Genomic DNA, 19,231 nt, shown 5'->3' on the forward strand with positions numbered 1-19,231 from the left:
ACAGTTGCAGTAGTTCCTACCACCACATTTGCACTGTTTTTCCAAGAGTAGTTTACCGTTCCAATCGCGTTTGTCACAGTTCCAGCTGTTACGCTTCCACTGCTTGCACCAAAGCAAGAGGCATCTGTTTTAGAAGACGCGCCTAAAGCTAAAGCCGCCGCAGGCTGTCCGATTGTAACAGAATTGGATTGTGAAGAACAGGTATCTGTAACGGTTAAAGTATAAGTTCCCGCTGGAAGATTTGAAACAGTTGCAGTAGTTCCTACCACCACATTTGCACTGTTTTTCCAAGAGTAGTTTACCGTTCCAATCGCGTTTGTCACGGTTCCTGCTGTTACGCTTCCAGTGCTTTTTCCAAAGCAGGAAGCATCGGTTTTAGAAGATATGCCTAAAGCTAAGGCCGCCGCAGGCTGTCCGATTGTAACAGAATTGGATTGTGAAGAACAGGTGTCTGTAACGGTAACCGTATAAGTTCCCGCCGGAAGATTTGAAACAGTTGCAGTAGTTCCTACCACCACATTTGCGCTATTTTTCCAAGAGTAGGTTACAGTTCCAATCGCGTTTGTCACAGTTCCTGCCGTTACGCTTCCAGTGCTTGCGCCAAAGCAAGAGGCATCTGTTTTAGAAGATACGCCTAAAGCTAAAGCGGCCGCAGGCTGTCCTATTGTAACAGAATTGGATTGTGAAGAACAGGTGTCTGTAGCAGTCACCGTATAAGTTCCCGCAGGAAGATTTGAAACAGTTGCAGTAGTTCCTACCACCACATTTGCACTGTTTTTCCAAGAGTAGGTTACAGTACCAATCGCGTTTGTCACGGTTCCTGCTGTTACGCTTCCAGTGCTTTTTCCAAAGCAGGAAGCATCGGTTTTAGAAGAAGCTGCCAAAGCGAGAGCTGCTAAAGGTTGTGTAATTACAACACCATTAACATTTGCAGAACAACCATTTGCATCAACAACTTTAATGTCATAAGTTCCTGCTGTTAAATTTTGTAAAGTATTTGGAGTCGTACCGCCGTTTATGTAATACGTATATGGAGCGGTTCCGTTGGTAGCTTTTATCTGAATAGTACCATCATTGCCTCCAAAACATTTTACATTAGTTTTTGTATCTAATGCAACCGTGTAAAATGGGGGTAAAACAATAGTTGATGTTACAAAATCTCGATTGGCATACCACCAAGTATTTATCGTATTTAAATTACCATATTGTGGAGAACCATTATTGTTAGAATTAAAACCATTCCATCTGTGGCAATTACCAGGAGGAGTACTGTTAGGTGTACAACCTGTTAGGTTTACTTTGGCATCAAAAGTACCGCCAGTATAAGTAATGGCGCTGTCATCCCAGTAAAACTTTAAAACGTATCCTGATGGAGCTGCTGGTCTTACAGTTGTGCATGAAAAACCATATTGATTTTCTTCTACATCATATATTGGAAAATGGAATGCAGCCTGCCCAAATGTAACGACAATAGGTATATTTGTTCCTTGTGCGATCGTGTTTCCTAAACCATCTTTTCCGTTCCAAGGAACACTTACGGCATAAGGAGGAGCGCCTGATGCAGTAACAGTTTGGGTTGTCAAGACATCTTTGGTTCCTGGAGTATAAATTCCGTCTCCGCCATTAAAATCAAGAAGTATTTCAATTGTTCCGCTTTTAAAAACGCTGATATTGATATTACTTTCACCAATACCACAATTGGTTATTCCGTTAATGACTATGTTGCCGTTGTAAGTTCCGTTTTTCCAGACATTAATGTCAGGATCGTTTAAGAAAACCTCATACTTCGGACTCATTTTTGTGGCATCAGAAGCATTGTAAACGCTTTTTTGATCATTTGCAGCATTTCCTGAATTTCCCGGACCTGTATTGTTAAAAGCAACATTGAAATACCATGGTCTAAAACCTGCACCATTGAAATTGATTTTATTAACAAAACCATTTTGAGTAGTAGCTCCAGTTGTAGAGCCATTGTCGGGAGCAAAAACATAGAAAGCTCCTGTAAAATCGGTGGTAACATTGTTCATGGCAAAAGCCCAACGTTTTGAATAAAGACGACCTGGAATTGAATTTTTAGTACTGTTGTTAGCTACAGTTATATCATAATAATTATAATAAAGTTCAGAGTAGTTTGAACTGTTGCTTTCAAATTCAATCCAATAATCACCAGCAGGCATACCTGTTGGATCAAAAACAATAGGAACATAACCAGCAGTAGTCACGCCATCAATTCCATTTGGACCATTTTGGGCTCTTGAAAGGCGTTGAGCTTCAGTACCTGTTATGTTTGCTGTAATACTGGTCAAATTATAACTAGCAAAAGCAACCGTACCGTCAGGTTTCATAATTCTGAATTTAGAATCTATTTCGTTGCTGTTATCTGGTGCAGTTCTTCTGGCTCTAGTAAAACCTAAGTACACCTTTTCGCTATTTGGATTTTGAATTCTAATATAAAGCCTTTGTTCATTGGTTGAACCATATCGAGCAAAATTTCCGTATTCATCATTATTTATGCAAAGAGAAGCTCTATGATTAACATCTGGAGTTGTTTGTTTAGAACCTTCGCCAGCATAAATATTGATGCATAAAGTGCTCAATACAAGGCTTAAAAGAATTTGTAAATTGATCTTAAATGTAAAGTTTTTCATATTAAATATTTTTAATATTGCTGTAATTAGAACTACGAGTAAAACGAATGACTACTACATTTGGTAGTTTAAAGCATAAAGTGTTTTAGAAGCTGCGATCTTTTTAAAATCTAAGATGAAGTCGTTAAACCCAACCCCTTTTGTTTTTTTTGGAGGGACATAGGTGTAAACAATAGTTTGGCTTATGCTTTGAGGACAAGTAGAAGATGTTGCAATGATTTTAGTCCCATTCCATTGATCAAGTTGACTAAGATCTCTTGGATTAAGCTTTATGTAAAATTCTTTGCTTTCTCCTGGAGCAAGAGTAATGGTTTTGTTTTCCAGTCTATTAGTGAATAAAACATTACTTTTTGAAGAGCTTCCATCTGGATTTTCATTGAAGTCTGAAAAATTATCCGCAGATAATTGATAAGTATCTGTTGCGTTTCCAGTATTTTTAATTTGAAGCACAAAGGAAGTTTCTGCACCCGTAAATTTTTGCTCATTTGATCCATCAATAGTAATTTCCGAACCACACGAACCAGACTGAGCAAATAAAACCGTTGTAATCAAGCAGAGTAGCAGCGTAAAAAAGTTCTTTTGAAAGATATTTTTTCTTTGCGAAAAAATAATCTTACAATTGCTTACAAATTTCACCGCTTTTTCAAGAGTAGATTTAGTTTTCATAACTTAAGATTTTATTTTAAAGTATTTATGAAATTTTAACAGAATCAAAGTTATATTAGAGTTTTTCTAATATTATTTTTTTATCTGTAACTAACCAAAAAACTCGTTGAAGTGTTACTTTTTTAGAAAAAAATGACCCAAAAACACTTTTTTTTAACTCAAAAAAGTAGAATTTTTTCGTACATTTTTTTGCTCTTTTGATGAAAATAGGTTTGTTTTTGATGTTGTAAATAATTAATAATCAGGTATTTAGTTAAAATTTTAAAAAAATGTATAATATCGACTAAATACTAATTTCTTAGATGAATTACATAAAAAATAAAAATTTACGTTCCTATTCTATGTTAATGTTAATGTATTGAGAATAATGTATTCTTGTTAAAATTTAATAAGAATGTTAACAGAAATAAAAAAAAGAAAAGGTTTAAAATATCTTTTGTAAATTAGAACTTAATTAAAAAAATATCCTGTAAAACAGGTTTTTAAATTATGCAGCTTATGAAAAATCTCATATTAATTCGTCATGCCAAATCTAGCTGGGAAGCACCACTAAAAGATTTTGATCGTCCTTTAATGAAAAGAGGAATTTTAGATGCGCACGACGTTTCATTAAATATTTCAGAGTATCTTCCTAAAACGTATATTATTTGGAGTAGCACCGCTGCGAGGGCTTCAGAAACAGCATTGATTTTTGCTCAAAATATTTCATACCCTATAGAAAGCATTGTTTACAAAGACGAGTTATATACTTTTGACGATAAACAACTCGAAAAAGTTATTAAATCGTGTGATAATAGTTTTGAAAGCGTTATTCTTTTCGGACATAACGAGGCTATTACAAATTTTGTTAATAAATTTGGGGATGTTTTTATAGAAAATGTTCCAACTTCAGGCTTTGTGTCATTACAATTTGATGCAGAAAGCTGGGACACTATCCATAAGGGCAAAACACATAAAACTATTTTCCCCAAAGATTTAAAATAATAACAGTGTACGAACAGAAATATATCGATAGAGAAAAAAGCTGGTTAGCGTTTAATGCAAGAGTACTTCAAGAAGCTGCAGATAGTACAGTGCCACTTTTAGACAGACTGCGTTTTGTTGGAATTTTTTCAAACAATTTAGACGAATTTTTTAGAGTTCGATATGCAGCCATTCGGCGATTAAGCCTCTCGGGTATTTCTGGCGAAAAATATTTAGGAGGTATTTCTGCCCACCAATTAATTAAAGATATTACCGAAATTGTAATTCAGCAGCAATCTGAAAGTTTGCGTATACTTAGTAATATTGAAGCCGAACTCGAATCTGAGAATATTTTTATTATAAACGAAACACAGATTACGCCAAAACAAGAGTGTTTCTTAAAAGACTTTTATACTCAAAAATTAAGTCCAGAACTGGTAACGATTATCTTAAATGATTTAGCAGTTTTTCCAATTTTAAAAGATACGTTAGGTTATCTGGCAGTTCGTTTAGAATTAGCTAATGATGAGGTTCGTTATGCCTTAATCGAAATTCCAAAAAACATCAACAGATTTGTCGTTCTTCCGTCTGAAGACGAAAAACAATATGTTATTTTAATTGATGATGTCATTCGTTTCAAGCTGAAAAACATCTTTAATATATTCGATTATAAGAGTGTTTCTGCCCACATGATTAAAATTACCCGAGACGCACAATTGGACATCGACAGTGATTTGAGCAAAAGTATGCTTGAAAAAATTGCTACATCTGTAAAAGACCGTCGTATAGGAGAACCTGTTCGTTTTATTTACGATAATTTAATTGAAGATGATACGCTGCAATTTTTCTTAGATAAAATGAAAATTGTAGAAACAGATAGTATAATTCCTGGAGGAAGATATCATAATCGCCGCGATTATATGAGTTTTCCAAATTTAGGACGTTACGATTTATTGTATAAGCCAAATGAGCCTATGCCGGTTCCTGGTTTAAGCTTAGAAGGCAGTATTTTAGAAAAAATCAGCAAAAAAGACTATTTAGTTCACGCGCCTTATCAGTCTTTTTCTTATTTAACCAAATTTTTGCGAGAAGCGGCTTTAGATCCTAAAGTAACAAGTATCAAAATAACTTTATATCGTTTAGCTAAAAACTCGCAAGTAATTAGCTCTTTAATAAATGCTGCTAAAAATGGTAAAAGAGTAGTGGTACAAATCGAACTTCAAGCCCGTTTTGATGAAGCTTCAAATATTTCGTATGCAGAACAAATGCAAATGGAAGGAATTGAACTTATTTTTGGAATGAAAGGTCTTAAAGTACATAGTAAAATATGTGTAATAGAAAGATTGGAAGAAGGTAAAAATCGTCGTTATGGATTTATTTCTACAGGAAACTTCAACGAGTCGACTGCTAAAATCTATACAGACGTAACGCTTTTAACCTGTCATCAGGGAATTTTAAAAGACACTTCAAAAATATTTGAGTTTTTTGATATCAATTACAGAGTACATCGATATAAGCATTTAATCGTATCGCCTCATTATACAAGAACCAAATTTATAAAACTGATTGATCGCGAAATTCTTCATGCGCTTGCAGGTAGAAAAACACACATAAAGTTAAAAATGAATAGTTTATCTGATTTTAAAATGATCGATAAATTATACGAAGCAAGCAATGCAGGAGTAAAAATTCAGCTTCAAGTAAGAGGAATTTGCTCTTTAATTCCTGGAATTCCTGGAATGAGCGAAAATATTGAAGCAATAAGTATCGTAGATAATTACTTAGAACATTCGAGAGTATATATTTTTGGAAATGCTGGTTTAACCGAAGTTTATATTTCTTCTGCCGATTTTATGACTAGAAACCTAGATGCAAGGGTAGAAGTAACATGTCCGATTTATGATCTTGAAATTAAAAAAGAACTAATCGATAACTTCAATATTGGTTGGAAAGGAAATGTAAAAGTAAGGTATCACTCTTATAAATTAGATAATAAATATAAGCCAAAAAATCATCATGCCCCATTTAGAGCACAGTTTGAGACCTATAAATATTATCAAAATAAAGTAGCAATACTAGATGAGGTTCCTCAAAAAGTAAATTAATAATAAATACCAATTTTCAAATCATAAAGTGAGCATGATTAACATTAGGAAGTTTGCAGCGATAGATATCGGTTCGAATGCCATGAGGCTTTTGATCGCTAACGTTGTGGAGCAAGAAGGAAAAGAAAAAGAACCGCAGTTTAATAAAAGTTCCCTTGTTCGTGTGCCAATTCGTCTAGGGCAAGATGCCTTTACGGTTGGAGAAATTTCACAAGAAAATATAGATCGAATGGTTGATGCCATGAAAGCATTTAATCTTTTGATGAAAGTACATAAAGTAGAGCGTTATATGGCATTTGCAACTTCTGCAATGCGTGAAGCATATAATGCAAAAGAAGTCGTGGCTTTGATTAAGAAAAAAGCAGACATAAAGATTGAAATTATTGACGGTAAAAAAGAAGCGGCAATTATTGCTTCAACAGATTTGCATCATTTAATTAAATCTGACGAAACGTATCTTTTTGTTGATGTTGGAGGTGGAAGTACTGAGTTTACTTTGTTCTCTGACGGAAAAATGATTACTTCAAGATCGTTTAAAGCAGGAACAGTACGTTTGCTGAATAATATGGTGCATGATGTTGTTTGGGATGAAATCGAAAAATGGATTAAAACCAACACGGCAGATTATGATGAAGTAACATTGATAGGTTCTGGAGGAAACATCAATAAGTTGTTTAAAATGTCTGGCAAACAACAGGAAAAACCACTTTCGTACATTTATGTTAACTCTCAATATGCTTTCTTAAATTCGTTGACATACGAACAAAGAATTGCTGAATTGGGACTAAACTCTGATCGTGCCGACGTAATTATCCACGCAACTCGTATTTACCTGAATGCAATGAAATGGAGCGGCGCACGCCAGATTTATGTTCCTAAAATCGGACTTTCTGATGGTATCGTAAAAGCAATGTATTACGGTAAAATTTAATATTTATATTTTTTTAAATGAACAAAGGTAGACTAGAAGCTTTTAGTGATGGTGTTTTGGCAATCATTATAACCATTATGATTTTGGAAATCAAAGCGCCAGAAGGACATCAGTTTGAAGATTTAAAACCGCTTATTCCCAAGTTTTTAAGTTATATTTTAAGTTTTATCTATGTTGGAATATACTGGAACAATCACCATTATTTATTGCACGGATTGTCAAAAGTAAACGGAAAAGTGTTATGGAGTAATTTGCACTTTCTGTTCTGGCTTTCACTAATTCCTGTTTCTACCGCTTGGATGGGAGAACATAATTTCGAGAAAGCTGCAATGTCGCTTTATGGTGCTATTCTATTTTTATCTGCAATTTCATATGTCATATTACAGTACACAATTATGTGTAGTGAAGGTGATGATTCTGCTTTGAGAAAAGTGCTTAAAAAAGATTTTAAAGGTAAAATTTCTTTGGTTTTATATGTAATTGGAATTGTTGCCGCATTTTATAATCAATGGATTTCTGGCGCTGCATATTTTATTGTGGCAATGTTGTGGCTTATTCCAGACAAAAGAATCGAGAGAGTTTTTGCTTCTAACGAATAATTTATGAAATCTGTTTTTCAGTCCATTCAGAATTTTTCTGCTGATGAATTAAGTCATTTAGATGATTTGATTACATTTCGAACATTGAAAAAAGGAGAGCTTTTATTGACTGAAAATCAGATTTGCAACGAAATAGTTTTTATCGAAAAAGGAATTCTCCGTTCCTTTTTTGTTAATCATAAAGGTGACGAAATCACCAATTGTTTTGCTTTTGAAAATGAATTCATGGCGTCTTTTGCGAGTTTCATAACAGAAGAAAAAGCAGAAGAAAATATTCAGGCTTTAACCGATACAAAGCTTCAAGTCTTAAATAGAAAAGCTCTTGAAAAACTATATAAATTAGGGTTCAATTGGCAGGAAACAGGACGGAAATTGACCGAAATAGAATTTGTAAATCTGCATAAAAGAATGATTTCCTTTCAAAAGTTGTCAGGCGCAGAACGTTACAGAGAATTGTATCAGAATCATCAAAAATATATTCAGTTAATTCCATTGCAATATTTGGCTTCTTATTTAGGAATTACACCAAGACATTTAAGCCGAATTAGAAAAGCGGTTTTATAGGACATTTGTCTAGCAAAAGAAAATGGCCGAATAGTATTTTTGGAAAAACATTTATATGAAAAAAATACTGATTATAAACGGACATCCAAATGCTGAAAGCTTCAATTTCGGAATTGCTGAAGTGTATAAAAATGGAGCGATCGCTTCTGGCGCTCAAGTAGAAATTATAACGATTGCCAATTTAAAATTCAATCCCAATCTTCAGTTTGGTTACCAAAAACGAACGGATTTAGAACCTGATTTATTAGAATCGTGGGAGAAAATAAAAAAAGCCGATCATTTGGTTTGGATTCATCCTGTTTGGTGGGGTGGACTTCCGGCGATAACAAAAGGTTTTATTGATCGATTATTTTTACCAGGAATGGCTTTCCAATACCGTGAAAATTCTGTTTGGTGGGATAAATTACTGAAAGGAAAAACGGCTCATATTATCACAACTCTAGATCAGCCAAGTTGGTATTATAGATTGGTTTACGGTAGACCAAGCGTTAATCAGTTAAAGAAATTGACTTTGGAATTTTGCGGAATAAAACCTGTGAAAGTAAGTTATGTTGGAATTGTAAAAGGTTCTAATGAAGAGCAAAGAAAAAAATGGCTTGAAAAAGTTTACACTTTCGGACTCAAAAACAAATAAAATTTTGTTCCAAATTATCAGAATAAATTACCTCCTTAAATTAAAGATTTATATCCAATCCAAATGTAGTACGCAAAAGTTCTATATTTGGATTGATTTCTAAGAAACGATTGTATCGATCTTGATCGTTAAGGGCTCTTACTGCTTTAATCTCTTCGTTTACAATTACTTCAATTGTAATATCATGATTATGTAAGTGACCTTTTAAATGTCCTAATAAACCATTCATCTGCCCCTCAAAATCCAATTTAGAACCTTCATTTGGCAATTCATAAGAGATTGTTGTGCCATTAAGAACAGGATCGCTAATCAATAGAATCGATTCCATAATCTTAAGACCTTTTTGGCCTAAACGTTCCGCATATTTGTTCCAGTGTAGGCGCATATCGGTTTCGTTAAATTCTTCAGTTAAATAAGCAGTGGTAGGTTTAACATACGTCTTGCCGCTGGCTTCCATTTCTTTTTTCTTGCGGATACTAGCAAGAGAAAAAGCAGAAACCTTAGGAGCGCCGTTTGATTCTGTTGTTGGAGCTTCTGGAGTCTGAACTTTTGGAGTTTCTGCAACTTGTTGTGGTTGAGAAACAGGAGTTTGGTTTTCTGTTACAGCTGGAGAAGTTTGACTTTCAGTTGCTACAGAACTTTCGATTTTGGCCTTTGGGCTTTGGACTTCAACAATAGAATAGCCTCCGTTTTTAAAGTAAACGGGTGGAATTATGAATTGCTCAACTTTTTTTTTTCTCCATCAAAGTTGATAGAGGCTAATTGCATCAAGCATAATTCAACTAAAAGTCGTTGATTCTGGCTTAATTTGTATTTTAAATCGCAGTCGTTTGCAATGTCAATTCCTTTTAATAAAAACTCCTGAGAACATTTTTGAGATTGAACTGCATACATTTGCTGTGCTTGTTCTCCTACTTCTAATAAAGCAATAGTTGAGGGCGTTTTGCTTACTAGCAAATCTCTAAAATGAGAAGCTAAACCAGCAATAAAATGATGTCCGTCAAAACCTTTAGCAAGAATGTCATTGTAAGCTAATAAAAGCTTTGGAATTTCATTTTCTAAAAGTAAATCAGTAATAGAAATATAAGTCTCGTAATCTAAAACGTTTAAGTTTTCAGTAACGGCTTGACGTGTTAAATTTGTTCCGCAGTACGAAACTACACGATCAAAAATAGACAAAGCATCACGCATCGCACCATCTGCTTTTTGAGCAATAATGTGTAAAGCATCGTCTTCAAAAACGATTCCTTGACTTTCAGCAACATCTGCTAAATGTTCTTTAGCATCTTTTACTGTAATTCTTTTGAAATCAAAAATTTGACAGCGAGATAAAATCGTTGGAAGGATTTTATGTTTTTCTGTTGTTGCCAAAATAAAAATAGCATGTTTTGGCGGTTCTTCTAACGTTTTAAGAAAAGCGTTAAAAGCGGCCGAAGACAACATATGAACCTCGTCAATAATATATACTTTGTATTGCCCAGTTTGTGGCGGTATTCTAACCTGATCGATAAGGTTACGAATGTCATCTACAGAGTTGTTTGAAGCAGCATCTAGTTCAAAAACGTTAAATGCAAAATCTTCGGTAGGATCATCATATCCAGGCTGGTTTATTTTTCGAGCCAAAATACGAGCACATGTAGTTTTACCAACTCCACGTGGTCCTGTAAATAAAAGAGCAGAAGCTAAGTGATTGGTTTCGATGGCATTCAACAAAGTGTTGGTAATGGCCTTTTGTCCCACAACATCCTTAAAGGTCTGCGGGCGATATTTACGTGCCGATACTACAAATTGTTCCATGTTCTCTTTTATTGGATAGCAAATATATGACTTTTGTTTCGTTGTTTAAAACCGATTTTAGTTATTTGGCGAAATTCTTTTTCTTCAAAATAACAAAGATCAAACTTGCTAATAATACGATGTTGACAATCAAAGAAATGATGATATATACGCTATAAGATTCAAGTTTTGTAGTTGTTTTTTCTTTATCAGAAATTTCTTTTTGTGTTTTTTTGTAGGTTCTTAATTTTTCTAATTGATAAATCCAATCTTGTAAATTTCGATTTTCAAATTTTAGATCCCAAATATAAAATGATAATGATTTTATTTGATCATCTATCTTTTGAGAGATTTTGATATCTGGGGGAGAAGGCATGGAGTCACTTCCATAGGGTCTAAATCCAGTACTAGGAGAACAACCACTCACTTCGATAGTTTTATCGTCATTAAAATTGGCATAAACTATCCAAAGTTGTTTTAAAGATGGGATATTAGAACAATTACCAGTATATTTTTGTGTAATGAACTGAGAATTGTATTTTCCTTTGTAGAGTTCTATGATTCTAAAAGTATAAAGTTCCTTTATTGAATCCACTTTTATAACTTCTCCATAAAATGCAATTTCATACTTTAGTCCTACTTCTACCATATTTTTTCTGTCAATTGTCTTGCAATCGCATGAAAAAGAGTAATTAGTGATTAATAAGATTACAATGATTAATAGATACTTCAATTTCATAAAGGAAAATTTTTACTACAATAATAATGATTTTTAACTATTTTATTTTGTATTTAAAAAAGTGCTATTTTCGTGTTAATTAAGATAAGTTAATACAAAATAGAAGCACAGAGCATATGGGAATATTTGATTTTTTATGGAGAAAAAATTTAGGAATTGAAGAGTCTAAGTTTAATTCATCTCAATTTCAACATGAAGTTTGTGCTCTAGCACTAGCTGAGCTAGAAGGAAATGGATTAAATCCTGATACGGCAATATATGAACTTGAAAAATTAGGTTTGAGTAATGAGCAAATCAATTCTGTTTTAGAAAAGGTTAATCTATTTCTACAAAAGGAAAAAAAGAGCAATAATATACATGAGTTAAAGCAGCAGGAAACTGATTTTCAAAAGGCTCTTGATTCTGGAGCTATTTCTGAAATTAAAATCATTCCTAATCCTGATCATGTAAAAGAAAACACAGATTCTGACCAAGTCGACAAATATATAGGTTTTGGTGCTTATCAAATGGACAGAGGCGACTTCGATAATGCTTTGGAGCTTTTTGATAAAGCCATTGAGCTCGATGAAAAGGCAACTTTAGCTTATGCTAATAAAGGAACTTTGTATACAAGAAAAAACGATAATGAAAAGGCATTGTATTTTTATAACAAAGCATTAGAAATAGAACCAGATAATCTTCAGATTTTAGAAAATAAAATGGATTTATTATTCGAAATGATGACTGAGTCTAATGAATCAGAATTCATTGAAACGGTAAAAAATATCCTTAAAAAAGATGAAACTAATCCGAACGCTTTAATTTTTATAATCCAATTTTATTTGAAAAATAATGAAATGGAAAAGGCACTAATTGATTTAAAGAAATTGTTTTCAATGTATCATAGAGAGCATGTAGTGATTGATCTTTTGCTAACTACTTTTCATAAACTTTCTAAAGAGAGAGCTTTATCTGAGTTTGTGAATTTCAAAAAAGACTTTGATGAGCAGGCGAAATATCAACTTGATTACTGTAGAGGGTTATATTTGAAAGGATTGGGTGATTTTGATGAAGCAATTAATCAGTTTGAGGAAATCAATAAAATTCATGAGTTTTCATGGAATTATTATCAGATAGCGATCATGAAAAATAGACAGGATAAAATTCAGGAATGTTTTAAATATCTCAAAACTACTTTTGAATTAGAGCCTGGATTAAAAAATGACGCAAAACAATATCCAGAACTTCAAAATTTATGGCTAAATCAAGAATTTATAGAGTTGACAAATTAACTAGAACCTCGAATTGAAAAATTTGAGGTTTTTTTTAGTCTTTTTTTTAGAAAAGAATAAAAATTTAATTACTGGAAAATTTACAAATATCATAACAGTATCATATAACTCGTTGATATTTAATTTGTTTAATTTTAATGAGTTAATTATTAAAACGTATCATTATGAAAATTAGATCAATTTTATTAGGAATGAGTCTTACTGTTTTTTTGGTGTCTTGTAAACCCAGTGATGCCGATATTGAAAAAGCAATCAGTGAAAAATTAAATGATCCAGATATTCAAGTTGTAGTGCATGAAGGAGTGGCTACGATTACAGGTGTTTGTGATGATGAAATGTTCAAAAAAAATATTGGAAAAAGCGTAAAAGCAACCAAAGGTGTTAAATCTGTAGTTAATACTTGCGAAATAGAACAAGCCAATCAGGAACCTGCTGCAGCTACTGTTGTAATTAATTCAGATACTGATTTAGACAAATCGGTTAGTAAAGTTGTAGACGCTTACGATGGTGTCAGTGCAACTGTTGTTGGCGGTATTGTTACACTTTCGGGTGAAATTAAAAGAGACAAATTGCAGCCTTTAATGCAAAGTATTCAGGAATTGCATCCTAAGAAAGTTGACAATAAATTAATCATTAAATAAGGTTGTTATGAGTTTACAAGATAAATATAAAGAGGTCACAGATTTGGCATCCGAATTAGGAATTGAAAATTTGCAGGTTAGAGAACTGGATAATGTGCTTTATGTTGACGGAAAAGCAAAATCTGCAGCAGATAAGGAAAAGCTTTGGAATGCTTATAATACTATTGATCCTGATTTTAGATCGGCCGATTTGGTTATGAATATCGAGGTTGAAGAAGGCGTTTCAAGAGAATATACAGTTGAAGCGGGAGATTCTCTTTCGAAGATTGGAAAAGCATACGGAGTTTCTTGGCAGGATATTTTTGAAGCGAATAAAGATATTATTTCGAATCCGGATTTAATTAAGCCAGGATGGAAATTGAAAATACCGACAATTTAATTTTTTATTGCAAAGAAACATAAGCTCTTATTATATGCCATTCCTAGAAAGGTTTAAATTCCGTTTCTAGGAATGACATAGATTATTTAATATTTTTTTTGTTCTCATTTTTTTACTTGATTTTCTAACGTCCTCTAATACTTAAATCAAATAAAAACTTTGCTGTTTCCTGATCTGAATCGGCTGAAAAACCAGCGACATAAACTCCCTTTTTACCCGAAGTCGATTTAATTCCGTATACAACTGCTTCATCCGCTGGGTCTGACTCACCCTCGTATCGATACACATGAACAATTTCAAATTTCTCAGGATTTTTTTTAATCGCATCTGAATTTCGATTAAAATCGCACGTAAATCCTTTTTCATTCAATTGATCTAAAGCCTTTGAAACAGTTGCGTAATGATACATTCTTTTCATGATAAACTGAATTTAAATTATAGATTTTTAAAGATAACTATTTTAAAATTAAAAAGTTATGATAAAATTCATAAAATCTGAAATTTAAAATCATTATTGTTAGTTCTTAAATCGCTACTTTTGCAGCGCAGACCGCCTTATCGTCGTCTCGATTCATCGGGAGGGAGGAAAGTCCGGACACCATAGAGAAGCATAGCGGGTAACGCCCGTCGGTCCTGATAGCTATCAGGATTAGGACAAGTGCAGCAGAAAGTATGTACAGGTAATGCTGTAGTGAAACCAGGTAAACTCTATGCGGTGAAATACCAAGTATATCGGCATTTAAGGGCTTCTCGTTCGTTGCCGAAGGGTAGGTAGATTGAGTCCAGTAGTAATGCTGGATCTAGATAAATGATAAGGTATTGTTTTGTTGTAAAATAAGACAAGAACAGAATCCGGCTTACAGGTCTGCATTTTTTATATATTTGTGAAACTATCTAACTTGTTTTCATGAATATTACCACTCCAAATTCTTCTTCAAAACCTCAAAAAAGTCTTTTAAGGACTGTTGTAACCAATCTTACTTTTTGGGTTTTAATTGCCATTATTTCGGGTATCTTACTAGGACATTTTTCTCCTGCAAATGGTGTGAAAATGGAATTTCTTGGCAAGAAGTTTATTCAGCTTATTTCTCTTTTTATTGGACCAATTATTTTCTTGACCATAGTTTTGGGAATCTCTGGAATGGGAAATCTAAAGAAAGTGGGACGAATTGGCGTAAAAGCTTTAACTTATTTTGAAGTAGTTTCTACAGTCGCTCTTGCAATTGGAGTTGCTGTTGCTTATATATTTAAACCTGGAAAAATTGATAAATCGGGTTTGACGTTTGGAGATGCAAGCCAATATACAAATGGAGCAGCGAAGGATTTTTCTTGGTTGCAATTCTTTTTATCCAATTTTACTTTACAGGTTTTACTTGCCGCTATTATTTGCGGAATTGCTTTGAATTTTTATCAAAAAAGGGAGCAAACTATTTTGGTTTTAGAACGATTCTCAAAAGTGGTTTTCTTTTGCTTAAAATATGTAATGTATCTTGCTCCAATTGGTGCTTTTGGCGGAATGGCTTACACCATTGGTAAATTTGGTTTAGCAACTTTGATTCCGCTTGGAAAGTTAATGCTTTGCGTTTATTTGACGATGGCACTTTTTGTCTTTTTTGTTCTAGGAAGCATCTTGAGATATTATAAAATAAATATTCTTTCTATTTTAAAATATATTAAAGAAGAACTTTTACTAGTGTTAGGAACTTCATCTTCTGAAGCGGCTTTACCAAGTATTATGATAAAATTGGAAAGAATGGGCTGCAGTAAATCGGTTGTAGGATTGGTGATTCCGACGGGATATTCTTTTAATCTCGACGGAACTTCGATTTATCTTTCAATGTCGGTACTGTTTATTGCACAATTGTATGATGTTCATTTGAGCTTTTTCGAAATTATGACCGTTATCGGAATTTTGATGATTACTTCGAAAGGCGCGGCGGGCGTAACAGGAAGCGGATTTATTGTTTTAGCATCAACTTTAACCGCTTTGCATAAAATTCCAGTTGAAGGTTTGGCATTTTTGCTGGGTGTAGATAAATTTATGAGTGAAGCCAGAGCGATTACCAATTTAATTGGAAACACAGTCGCAACCATAATAATATCTAAAACAGAAAGAGATTTTACAGAATTAAATCTTGATTCTGTTTCGGAATGATTTGCCGCAAAGTCGCAGAGTCGCAAAGTTTTAAAAATTAATAAAACTCTTTGCGACTCTACGCCTTTGTGAGATTAAAAAACTTTGTGCCTTAGTGTCTTCGTGGCAAAATAAAAAAAACTAAGATTCGTCTTTCGTTGTTCGCACCAAGCTTATGCCCGATGTAAAAAATACGATTCCGAGTATGCCATAAATAATAAGCGATTTTATATCTCTAGTTTCTCCAGAAGTGCCGGCAAAAATAACCGCAGTATAAATAAGTCCTATAATTCCGAGGATTGTAAGCAATCCGCCGAAAAATCTTTTTAGGTTCATGATTGTTAGATTTAAAAGTTCTTTAACAAAGTTAAATTTCAATAAGTTAATTGTTGTTATACAATTGTTTATGGAAAATTACATGATTTGCAGTGTTATAAAATCTTATTTTTATCTGTAAGAAAATAATTTTTCTTTTAGTAGGATAATATGCTTTTAATACTATTTTTGCTGCAACCAATTAATAACTAACCATGACAAAAAACTACTTGTTTTTATTTTTTTCCGTTCTTTTAATTAATGTTGCAAATGCCCAAGAAGAGGCACCAGTTTCTGTAACTAAAAATCAATTTAAGATTAATCTTTTATTGTCTCCAGGATTTGTTTACGAACATGCATTTTCTCCAAAGAACACGCTTTATTCAGAAGCAAGTTTACTTGTTGGTTATAGAAGCAATAGTGTATACGATGAGTCCACTTGGTATTTTATTCCAAGAATTACAGAACAATTTAGACATTACTATAATTTAGAGAAAAGAGCACAAAAAGGAAAAAGAACAGCAAATAATTCTGGAAACTTTTTCGCATTACATACAAACTATGATTTTCAATCTATTTCGACAAATAAATGGTTTAACGAATATATCCCTTCTTTTTCTGCCGGACCAGTTTGGGGACTCCAACGTACTTATAAAGGGAAATTTAATATGGATTTTAATATAGGTGGCGGAATACTTGTAGATAAATGTAAAACTGAATTTACTCCGATTGCTAATTTCAGTTTAGGCTGGGTTATTGGAAAATAGATCTTAAATAAAAATAGAAAAACCTTGAGAGATCAAGGTTTTTCTATTTTGAATTCTAAGCCAATATTTCGAACACTTTCGATCTTAATTTTTGGATCTGAATTGAAATATTTTCTCAATCTACTGATAAAAACATCCATACTTCTTCCTGAGAAATAATCGTCTTTTTTCCAAACCGACATTAGAATTTGATCTCTTTTTAGTAACTGATTATGATTGAGATATAAATATTCAATAAGAGAAGCTTCCATTTCTGTTAGCTGCTGAACATGATTTTTATTGTTAAGCGTTAAACGTTCATTGTCAAAAATATAAGAACCAATTTCGATTATATTATTTCCGTCTAAACTTCTCTTCTGTTCAATTCTTTTTAAGATATTCTGTAAACGAAGAACCAGTTCGTCAACTTCGAAAGGTTTTGCGATGTAGTCGTCTGCACCAAGTTTTAAACCAATGATTTTATCTTCTTTTAGCTTTCTCGCCGTTAAAAAAATAAATGGAATTTCAGGATTGATAGTAATTATCTTTTCAGCCAATGAAAATCCGTCCATTTTTGGCATCATTACATCAAAAATACAAATGTCAAAAGGCTGGTTTTTAAAAAAATCCAGAGCTATTTCGCCGTTTTCTGCCCAAATTACTTCAAACTGATGCAGTTCTAAATATTGTTTTAAAATCGCCGCAAAGTCAAAATCGTCTTCGGCTAAGAGTAATCTTTTCAAAATAAAGGAATTAAACTTTTAATAAAATAGTAAACTGAGTTCCTTTGCCTAAATCGCTAATAACGTTTACAGAACCTTGATGTGCTTTTACAATTTGATCAACATAATACAATCCTAAACCTAAGCCTTTTGTATTGTGAAGATTTCCTTGCTCTACACGATAAAATTTCTCAAAAAGAAACGCTTGTTTGTTTTTGGCAATGCCAATTCCGTCATCTTCAAAACTAATTGAGAATTGTTTTTCGACAATTTTTGTTTTCACTGTAATCGTGTTAGAACCATATTTTACAGCATTTTCTAGAACATTTAAAAAAGCAGTTGTCAAATGAAATTTATCCAAAACCAAGATAGTTTTCTCTGTTTGAAAATCGGTTTTAAGAGTGATTTTTGGAAAAGTAATTTTAAAGTCATTTACAATAGAAAGCAGAAAATCTTCAGCGTCTATTTTTTCTTTCTGTAATTCAATTTCGTTTTCAGCCAACGAATTTGCCATAACCTGATCAATCAAATTCTGAAGGCGATTGTTTTGGCGCGAAATGGTATTTACAATCGAATTGAAATTTTCATCGTTGTCACGAATGTTTTTTTGAGCTAAAATTTTTGTCGAAATTCCTAAAGTTGCCAATGGAGTTTTTAGCTCGTGCGTAATATTATTGATGAAATCAGTTTTAACGTCGCTTACTTTTTTCTGTTTAATTAAAGCTCTAATCGCAATTACAAACAAACCAGTTAATGTTGCAATCGAGAACAAAGAAAGAATCAGGATAAACGTCATTCGTCTTAAAATAATCATTTCCCAATCAATTACAGAAACATACATCGAATCTTCTGTCAACAATTTATATTCCTCATTTTCAAAAGTGCCATTTGTTGTTCCAACATAACTTCTTACTAAAAAAGCATGATTTAATGAAGCCAGATTTCCATACAATTTATTTTGTATAAAAGGCTTTTCAGAAAAAATAGTATCAGTTTCTTGTTCGTTTTTGTAAAGAATAAATTTGTTTAGAACAATGGCAAAATCAATTTTAAAATCGGGTAAATCTTTCTCAAGTTTTCGCTTGATTTTTTGAGTGATTATGTTTTGAAATGGAGTATTCAAAACGCCATTTTTAATATCTAATCTGCTTTTTTTTCCTTTCATGTATTTTTCTGAAAGGCTTTTGTAAAGCATCTCTTGTCTAGAAACCAAAGCCGAATCTATGTCGCTGTAATTATTGGTAATTGCGCCAATTTCGTTTTTAATCTGCGTATGAAACTGAGCTACTTTATACTCGTAAGCGGTCTTTACCAAATAGCACTGAACTGTCATAAGCACAAATAGTGCTACGACAGAAAACCCGATTAGTAAATTGATTCTTTGCTTCATATTGGTTT

General features: G+C 33.0%; 20 protein-coding genes and 1 other RNA gene. 12 read left to right on the forward strand and 9 right to left on the reverse strand.

Annotated features, from left to right (window positions below; genetic code table 11):
- Positions 1 to 2,648 (reverse strand): SprB repeat-containing protein (locus tag AC1Q5Z_RS12855; RefSeq protein ID WP_492445136.1); only part of this gene is annotated, 2,648 nt, incomplete at its 3' end.
- A gap of 54 nt (positions 2,649 to 2,702) precedes the next feature.
- Complete coding sequence (locus AC1Q5Z_RS12860; protein WP_198856273.1) at positions 2,703 to 3,314, reverse strand: COG1470 family protein; 612 nt, start codon at positions 3,312 to 3,314, stop codon at positions 2,703 to 2,705.
- Between the two features lie 498 nt (positions 3,315 to 3,812).
- On the opposite strand from AC1Q5Z_RS12860, the gene AC1Q5Z_RS12865 reads away from it, so the two are divergent.
- From AC1Q5Z_RS12865 to AC1Q5Z_RS12890, 6 genes are read left to right on the forward strand one after another with little or no spacing between them, the layout of a single operon-like run.
- Positions 3,813 to 4,298 (forward strand): SixA phosphatase family protein, encoded by a 486-nt coding sequence (locus AC1Q5Z_RS12865; RefSeq protein ID WP_198856272.1) that lies wholly within the window; start codon positions 3,813 to 3,815, stop codon positions 4,296 to 4,298.
- Positions 4,299 to 4,303: 5 nt separating this feature from the next.
- On the forward strand, positions 4,304 to 6,382 hold the full coding sequence (gene ppk1 / locus AC1Q5Z_RS12870) for a polyphosphate kinase 1 (protein WP_289058680.1): 2,079 nt from the start codon (positions 4,304 to 4,306) through the stop codon (positions 6,380 to 6,382).
- Between the two features lie 34 nt (positions 6,383 to 6,416).
- The gene (locus AC1Q5Z_RS12875) at positions 6,417 to 7,313 is read left to right on the forward strand and encodes a Ppx/GppA phosphatase family protein (RefSeq protein ID WP_492445138.1); all 897 of its coding nucleotides are present in this window, start codon (positions 6,417 to 6,419) and stop codon (positions 7,311 to 7,313) included.
- Between the two features lie 17 nt (positions 7,314 to 7,330).
- Complete coding sequence (locus tag AC1Q5Z_RS12880; protein ID WP_198856270.1) at positions 7,331 to 7,912, forward strand: TMEM175 family protein; 582 nt, start codon at positions 7,331 to 7,333, stop codon at positions 7,910 to 7,912.
- A 3-nt stretch (positions 7,913 to 7,915) separates the two neighbouring features.
- Positions 7,916 to 8,476, forward strand: coding sequence for a Crp/Fnr family transcriptional regulator (locus tag AC1Q5Z_RS12885; RefSeq protein WP_492445140.1), 561 nt, complete (start codon positions 7,916 to 7,918; stop codon positions 8,474 to 8,476).
- Positions 8,477 to 8,531: 55 nt separating this feature from the next.
- Complete coding sequence (locus tag AC1Q5Z_RS12890; protein ID WP_492445141.1) at positions 8,532 to 9,110, forward strand: NAD(P)H-dependent oxidoreductase; 579 nt, start codon at positions 8,532 to 8,534, stop codon at positions 9,108 to 9,110.
- 40 nt (positions 9,111 to 9,150) lie between these two features.
- Here the strand turns inward: AC1Q5Z_RS12890 and AC1Q5Z_RS12895 are convergent, their stop codons facing one another.
- From AC1Q5Z_RS12895 to AC1Q5Z_RS12905, 3 genes are all read right to left on the reverse strand, one after another.
- Entirely contained in the window at positions 9,151 to 9,567 is a 417-nt protein-coding gene (locus AC1Q5Z_RS12895) for a DUF8439 domain-containing protein (protein WP_198856267.1), read from the reverse strand.
- A gap of 254 nt (positions 9,568 to 9,821) precedes the next feature.
- The gene (gene dnaX / locus AC1Q5Z_RS12900) at positions 9,822 to 10,907 is read right to left on the reverse strand and encodes a DNA polymerase III subunit gamma/tau (protein WP_066034110.1); all 1,086 of its coding nucleotides are present in this window, start codon (positions 10,905 to 10,907) and stop codon (positions 9,822 to 9,824) included.
- Between the two features lie 61 nt (positions 10,908 to 10,968).
- Positions 10,969 to 11,535, reverse strand: coding sequence for a hypothetical protein (locus AC1Q5Z_RS12905; RefSeq protein ID WP_492445144.1), 567 nt, complete (start codon positions 11,533 to 11,535; stop codon positions 10,969 to 10,971).
- A 206-nt stretch (positions 11,536 to 11,741) separates the two neighbouring features.
- On the opposite strand from AC1Q5Z_RS12905, the gene AC1Q5Z_RS12910 reads away from it, so the two are divergent.
- The 3 genes from AC1Q5Z_RS12910 to AC1Q5Z_RS12920 all read left to right on the forward strand — a co-directional run bounded on the left by AC1Q5Z_RS12910 (position 11,742) and on the right by AC1Q5Z_RS12920 (position 13,916).
- Positions 11,742 to 12,896: a tetratricopeptide repeat protein gene (locus tag AC1Q5Z_RS12910; protein WP_492445146.1), complete on the forward strand. Its 1,155-nt coding sequence runs from the start codon at positions 11,742 to 11,744 to the stop codon at positions 12,894 to 12,896.
- 164 nt (positions 12,897 to 13,060) lie between these two features.
- The gene (locus AC1Q5Z_RS12915) at positions 13,061 to 13,537 is read left to right on the forward strand and encodes a BON domain-containing protein (RefSeq protein ID WP_492445148.1); all 477 of its coding nucleotides are present in this window, start codon (positions 13,061 to 13,063) and stop codon (positions 13,535 to 13,537) included.
- 7 nt (positions 13,538 to 13,544) lie between these two features.
- Entirely contained in the window at positions 13,545 to 13,916 is a 372-nt protein-coding gene (locus AC1Q5Z_RS12920) for a LysM peptidoglycan-binding domain-containing protein (RefSeq protein WP_492445149.1), read from the forward strand.
- Between the two features lie 124 nt (positions 13,917 to 14,040).
- Here AC1Q5Z_RS12920 and AC1Q5Z_RS12925 read toward each other — a convergent pair whose 3' ends face one another.
- Positions 14,041 to 14,334 carry an SH3 domain-containing protein gene (locus AC1Q5Z_RS12925; protein WP_198856264.1) on the reverse strand — a complete coding sequence of 98 codons (294 nt, stop codon included), beginning with the start codon at positions 14,332 to 14,334 and terminating at the stop codon, positions 14,041 to 14,043.
- A gap of 124 nt (positions 14,335 to 14,458) precedes the next feature.
- On the opposite strand from AC1Q5Z_RS12925, the gene rnpB reads away from it, so the two are divergent.
- Positions 14,459 to 14,792, forward strand: an RNA gene (gene rnpB / locus AC1Q5Z_RS12930) — RNase P RNA component class A.
- Positions 14,793 to 14,823: 31 nt separating this feature from the next.
- Positions 14,824 to 16,071 carry a cation:dicarboxylate symporter family transporter gene (locus tag AC1Q5Z_RS12935; protein WP_492445151.1) on the forward strand — a complete coding sequence of 416 codons (1,248 nt, stop codon included), beginning with the start codon at positions 14,824 to 14,826 and terminating at the stop codon, positions 16,069 to 16,071.
- A gap of 120 nt (positions 16,072 to 16,191) precedes the next feature.
- On the opposite strand, the gene AC1Q5Z_RS12940 is transcribed toward AC1Q5Z_RS12935, so the two are convergent.
- Positions 16,192 to 16,386, reverse strand: coding sequence for a hypothetical protein (locus AC1Q5Z_RS12940; RefSeq protein WP_111377225.1), 195 nt, complete (start codon positions 16,384 to 16,386; stop codon positions 16,192 to 16,194).
- A 194-nt stretch (positions 16,387 to 16,580) separates the two neighbouring features.
- Here AC1Q5Z_RS12940 and AC1Q5Z_RS12945 point away from each other — a divergent pair, with 194 nt between their 5' ends.
- Positions 16,581 to 17,132, forward strand: a complete 552-nt coding sequence (locus AC1Q5Z_RS12945; protein ID WP_286968528.1) for a hypothetical protein — start codon at positions 16,581 to 16,583, stop codon at positions 17,130 to 17,132.
- Between the two features lie 32 nt (positions 17,133 to 17,164).
- Here the strand turns inward: AC1Q5Z_RS12945 and AC1Q5Z_RS12950 are convergent, their stop codons facing one another.
- Both AC1Q5Z_RS12950 and AC1Q5Z_RS12955 read right to left on the reverse strand, forming a co-directional pair.
- Positions 17,165 to 17,854, reverse strand: a complete 690-nt coding sequence (locus tag AC1Q5Z_RS12950) for a response regulator transcription factor (protein WP_198856261.1) — start codon at positions 17,852 to 17,854, stop codon at positions 17,165 to 17,167.
- A 10-nt stretch (positions 17,855 to 17,864) separates the two neighbouring features.
- A complete protein-coding gene (locus AC1Q5Z_RS12955) occupies positions 17,865 to 19,223 on the reverse strand; it encodes a sensor histidine kinase (protein WP_492445153.1) in 1,359 nt (452 codons plus the stop codon).
- Between the last annotated feature and the right edge of the window lie 8 nt (positions 19,224 to 19,231).

Source organism: Flavobacterium sp. GW823-FHT06G12 (assembly GCF_058794775.1).

Excerpts from the sequence above, each read along its gene's own strand:
- AC1Q5Z_RS12955 (WP_492445153.1), bottom strand. The coding sequence starts at position 19,223 with ATGAAGCAAAGAATCAATTTACTAATCGGGTTTTCTGTCGTAGCACTA.
- AC1Q5Z_RS12865 (WP_198856272.1), top strand. The coding sequence starts at position 3,813 with ATGAAAAATCTCATATTAATTCGTCATGCCAAATCTAGCTGGGAAGCA.
- AC1Q5Z_RS12910 (WP_492445146.1), top strand. The coding sequence starts at position 11,742 with ATGGGAATATTTGATTTTTTATGGAGAAAAAATTTAGGAATTGAAGAG.
- AC1Q5Z_RS12905 (WP_492445144.1), bottom strand. The coding sequence starts at position 11,535 with ATGGTAGAAGTAGGACTAAAGTATGAAATTGCATTTTATGGAGAAGTT.
- AC1Q5Z_RS12875 (WP_492445138.1), top strand. The coding sequence starts at position 6,417 with ATGATTAACATTAGGAAGTTTGCAGCGATAGATATCGGTTCGAATGCC.
- AC1Q5Z_RS12945 (WP_286968528.1), top strand. The coding sequence starts at position 16,581 with ATGACAAAAAACTACTTGTTTTTATTTTTTTCCGTTCTTTTAATTAAT.
- AC1Q5Z_RS12890 (WP_492445141.1), top strand. The coding sequence starts at position 8,532 with ATGAAAAAAATACTGATTATAAACGGACATCCAAATGCTGAAAGCTTC.
- AC1Q5Z_RS12915 (WP_492445148.1), top strand. The coding sequence starts at position 13,061 with ATGAAAATTAGATCAATTTTATTAGGAATGAGTCTTACTGTTTTTTTG.
- AC1Q5Z_RS12880 (WP_198856270.1), top strand. The coding sequence starts at position 7,331 with ATGAACAAAGGTAGACTAGAAGCTTTTAGTGATGGTGTTTTGGCAATC.
- AC1Q5Z_RS12895 (WP_198856267.1), bottom strand. The coding sequence starts at position 9,567 with ATGGAAGCCAGCGGCAAGACGTATGTTAAACCTACCACTGCTTATTTA.
- AC1Q5Z_RS12935 (WP_492445151.1), top strand. The coding sequence starts at position 14,824 with ATGAATATTACCACTCCAAATTCTTCTTCAAAACCTCAAAAAAGTCTT.
- AC1Q5Z_RS12925 (WP_198856264.1), bottom strand. The coding sequence starts at position 14,334 with ATGAAAAGAATGTATCATTACGCAACTGTTTCAAAGGCTTTAGATCAA.
- AC1Q5Z_RS12885 (WP_492445140.1), top strand. The coding sequence starts at position 7,916 with ATGAAATCTGTTTTTCAGTCCATTCAGAATTTTTCTGCTGATGAATTA.
- dnaX (WP_066034110.1), bottom strand. The coding sequence starts at position 10,907 with ATGGAACAATTTGTAGTATCGGCACGTAAATATCGCCCGCAGACCTTT.
- AC1Q5Z_RS12920 (WP_492445149.1), top strand. The coding sequence starts at position 13,545 with ATGAGTTTACAAGATAAATATAAAGAGGTCACAGATTTGGCATCCGAA.
- AC1Q5Z_RS12860 (WP_198856273.1), bottom strand. The coding sequence starts at position 3,314 with ATGAAAACTAAATCTACTCTTGAAAAAGCGGTGAAATTTGTAAGCAAT.
- AC1Q5Z_RS12940 (WP_111377225.1), bottom strand. The coding sequence starts at position 16,386 with ATGAACCTAAAAAGATTTTTCGGCGGATTGCTTACAATCCTCGGAATT.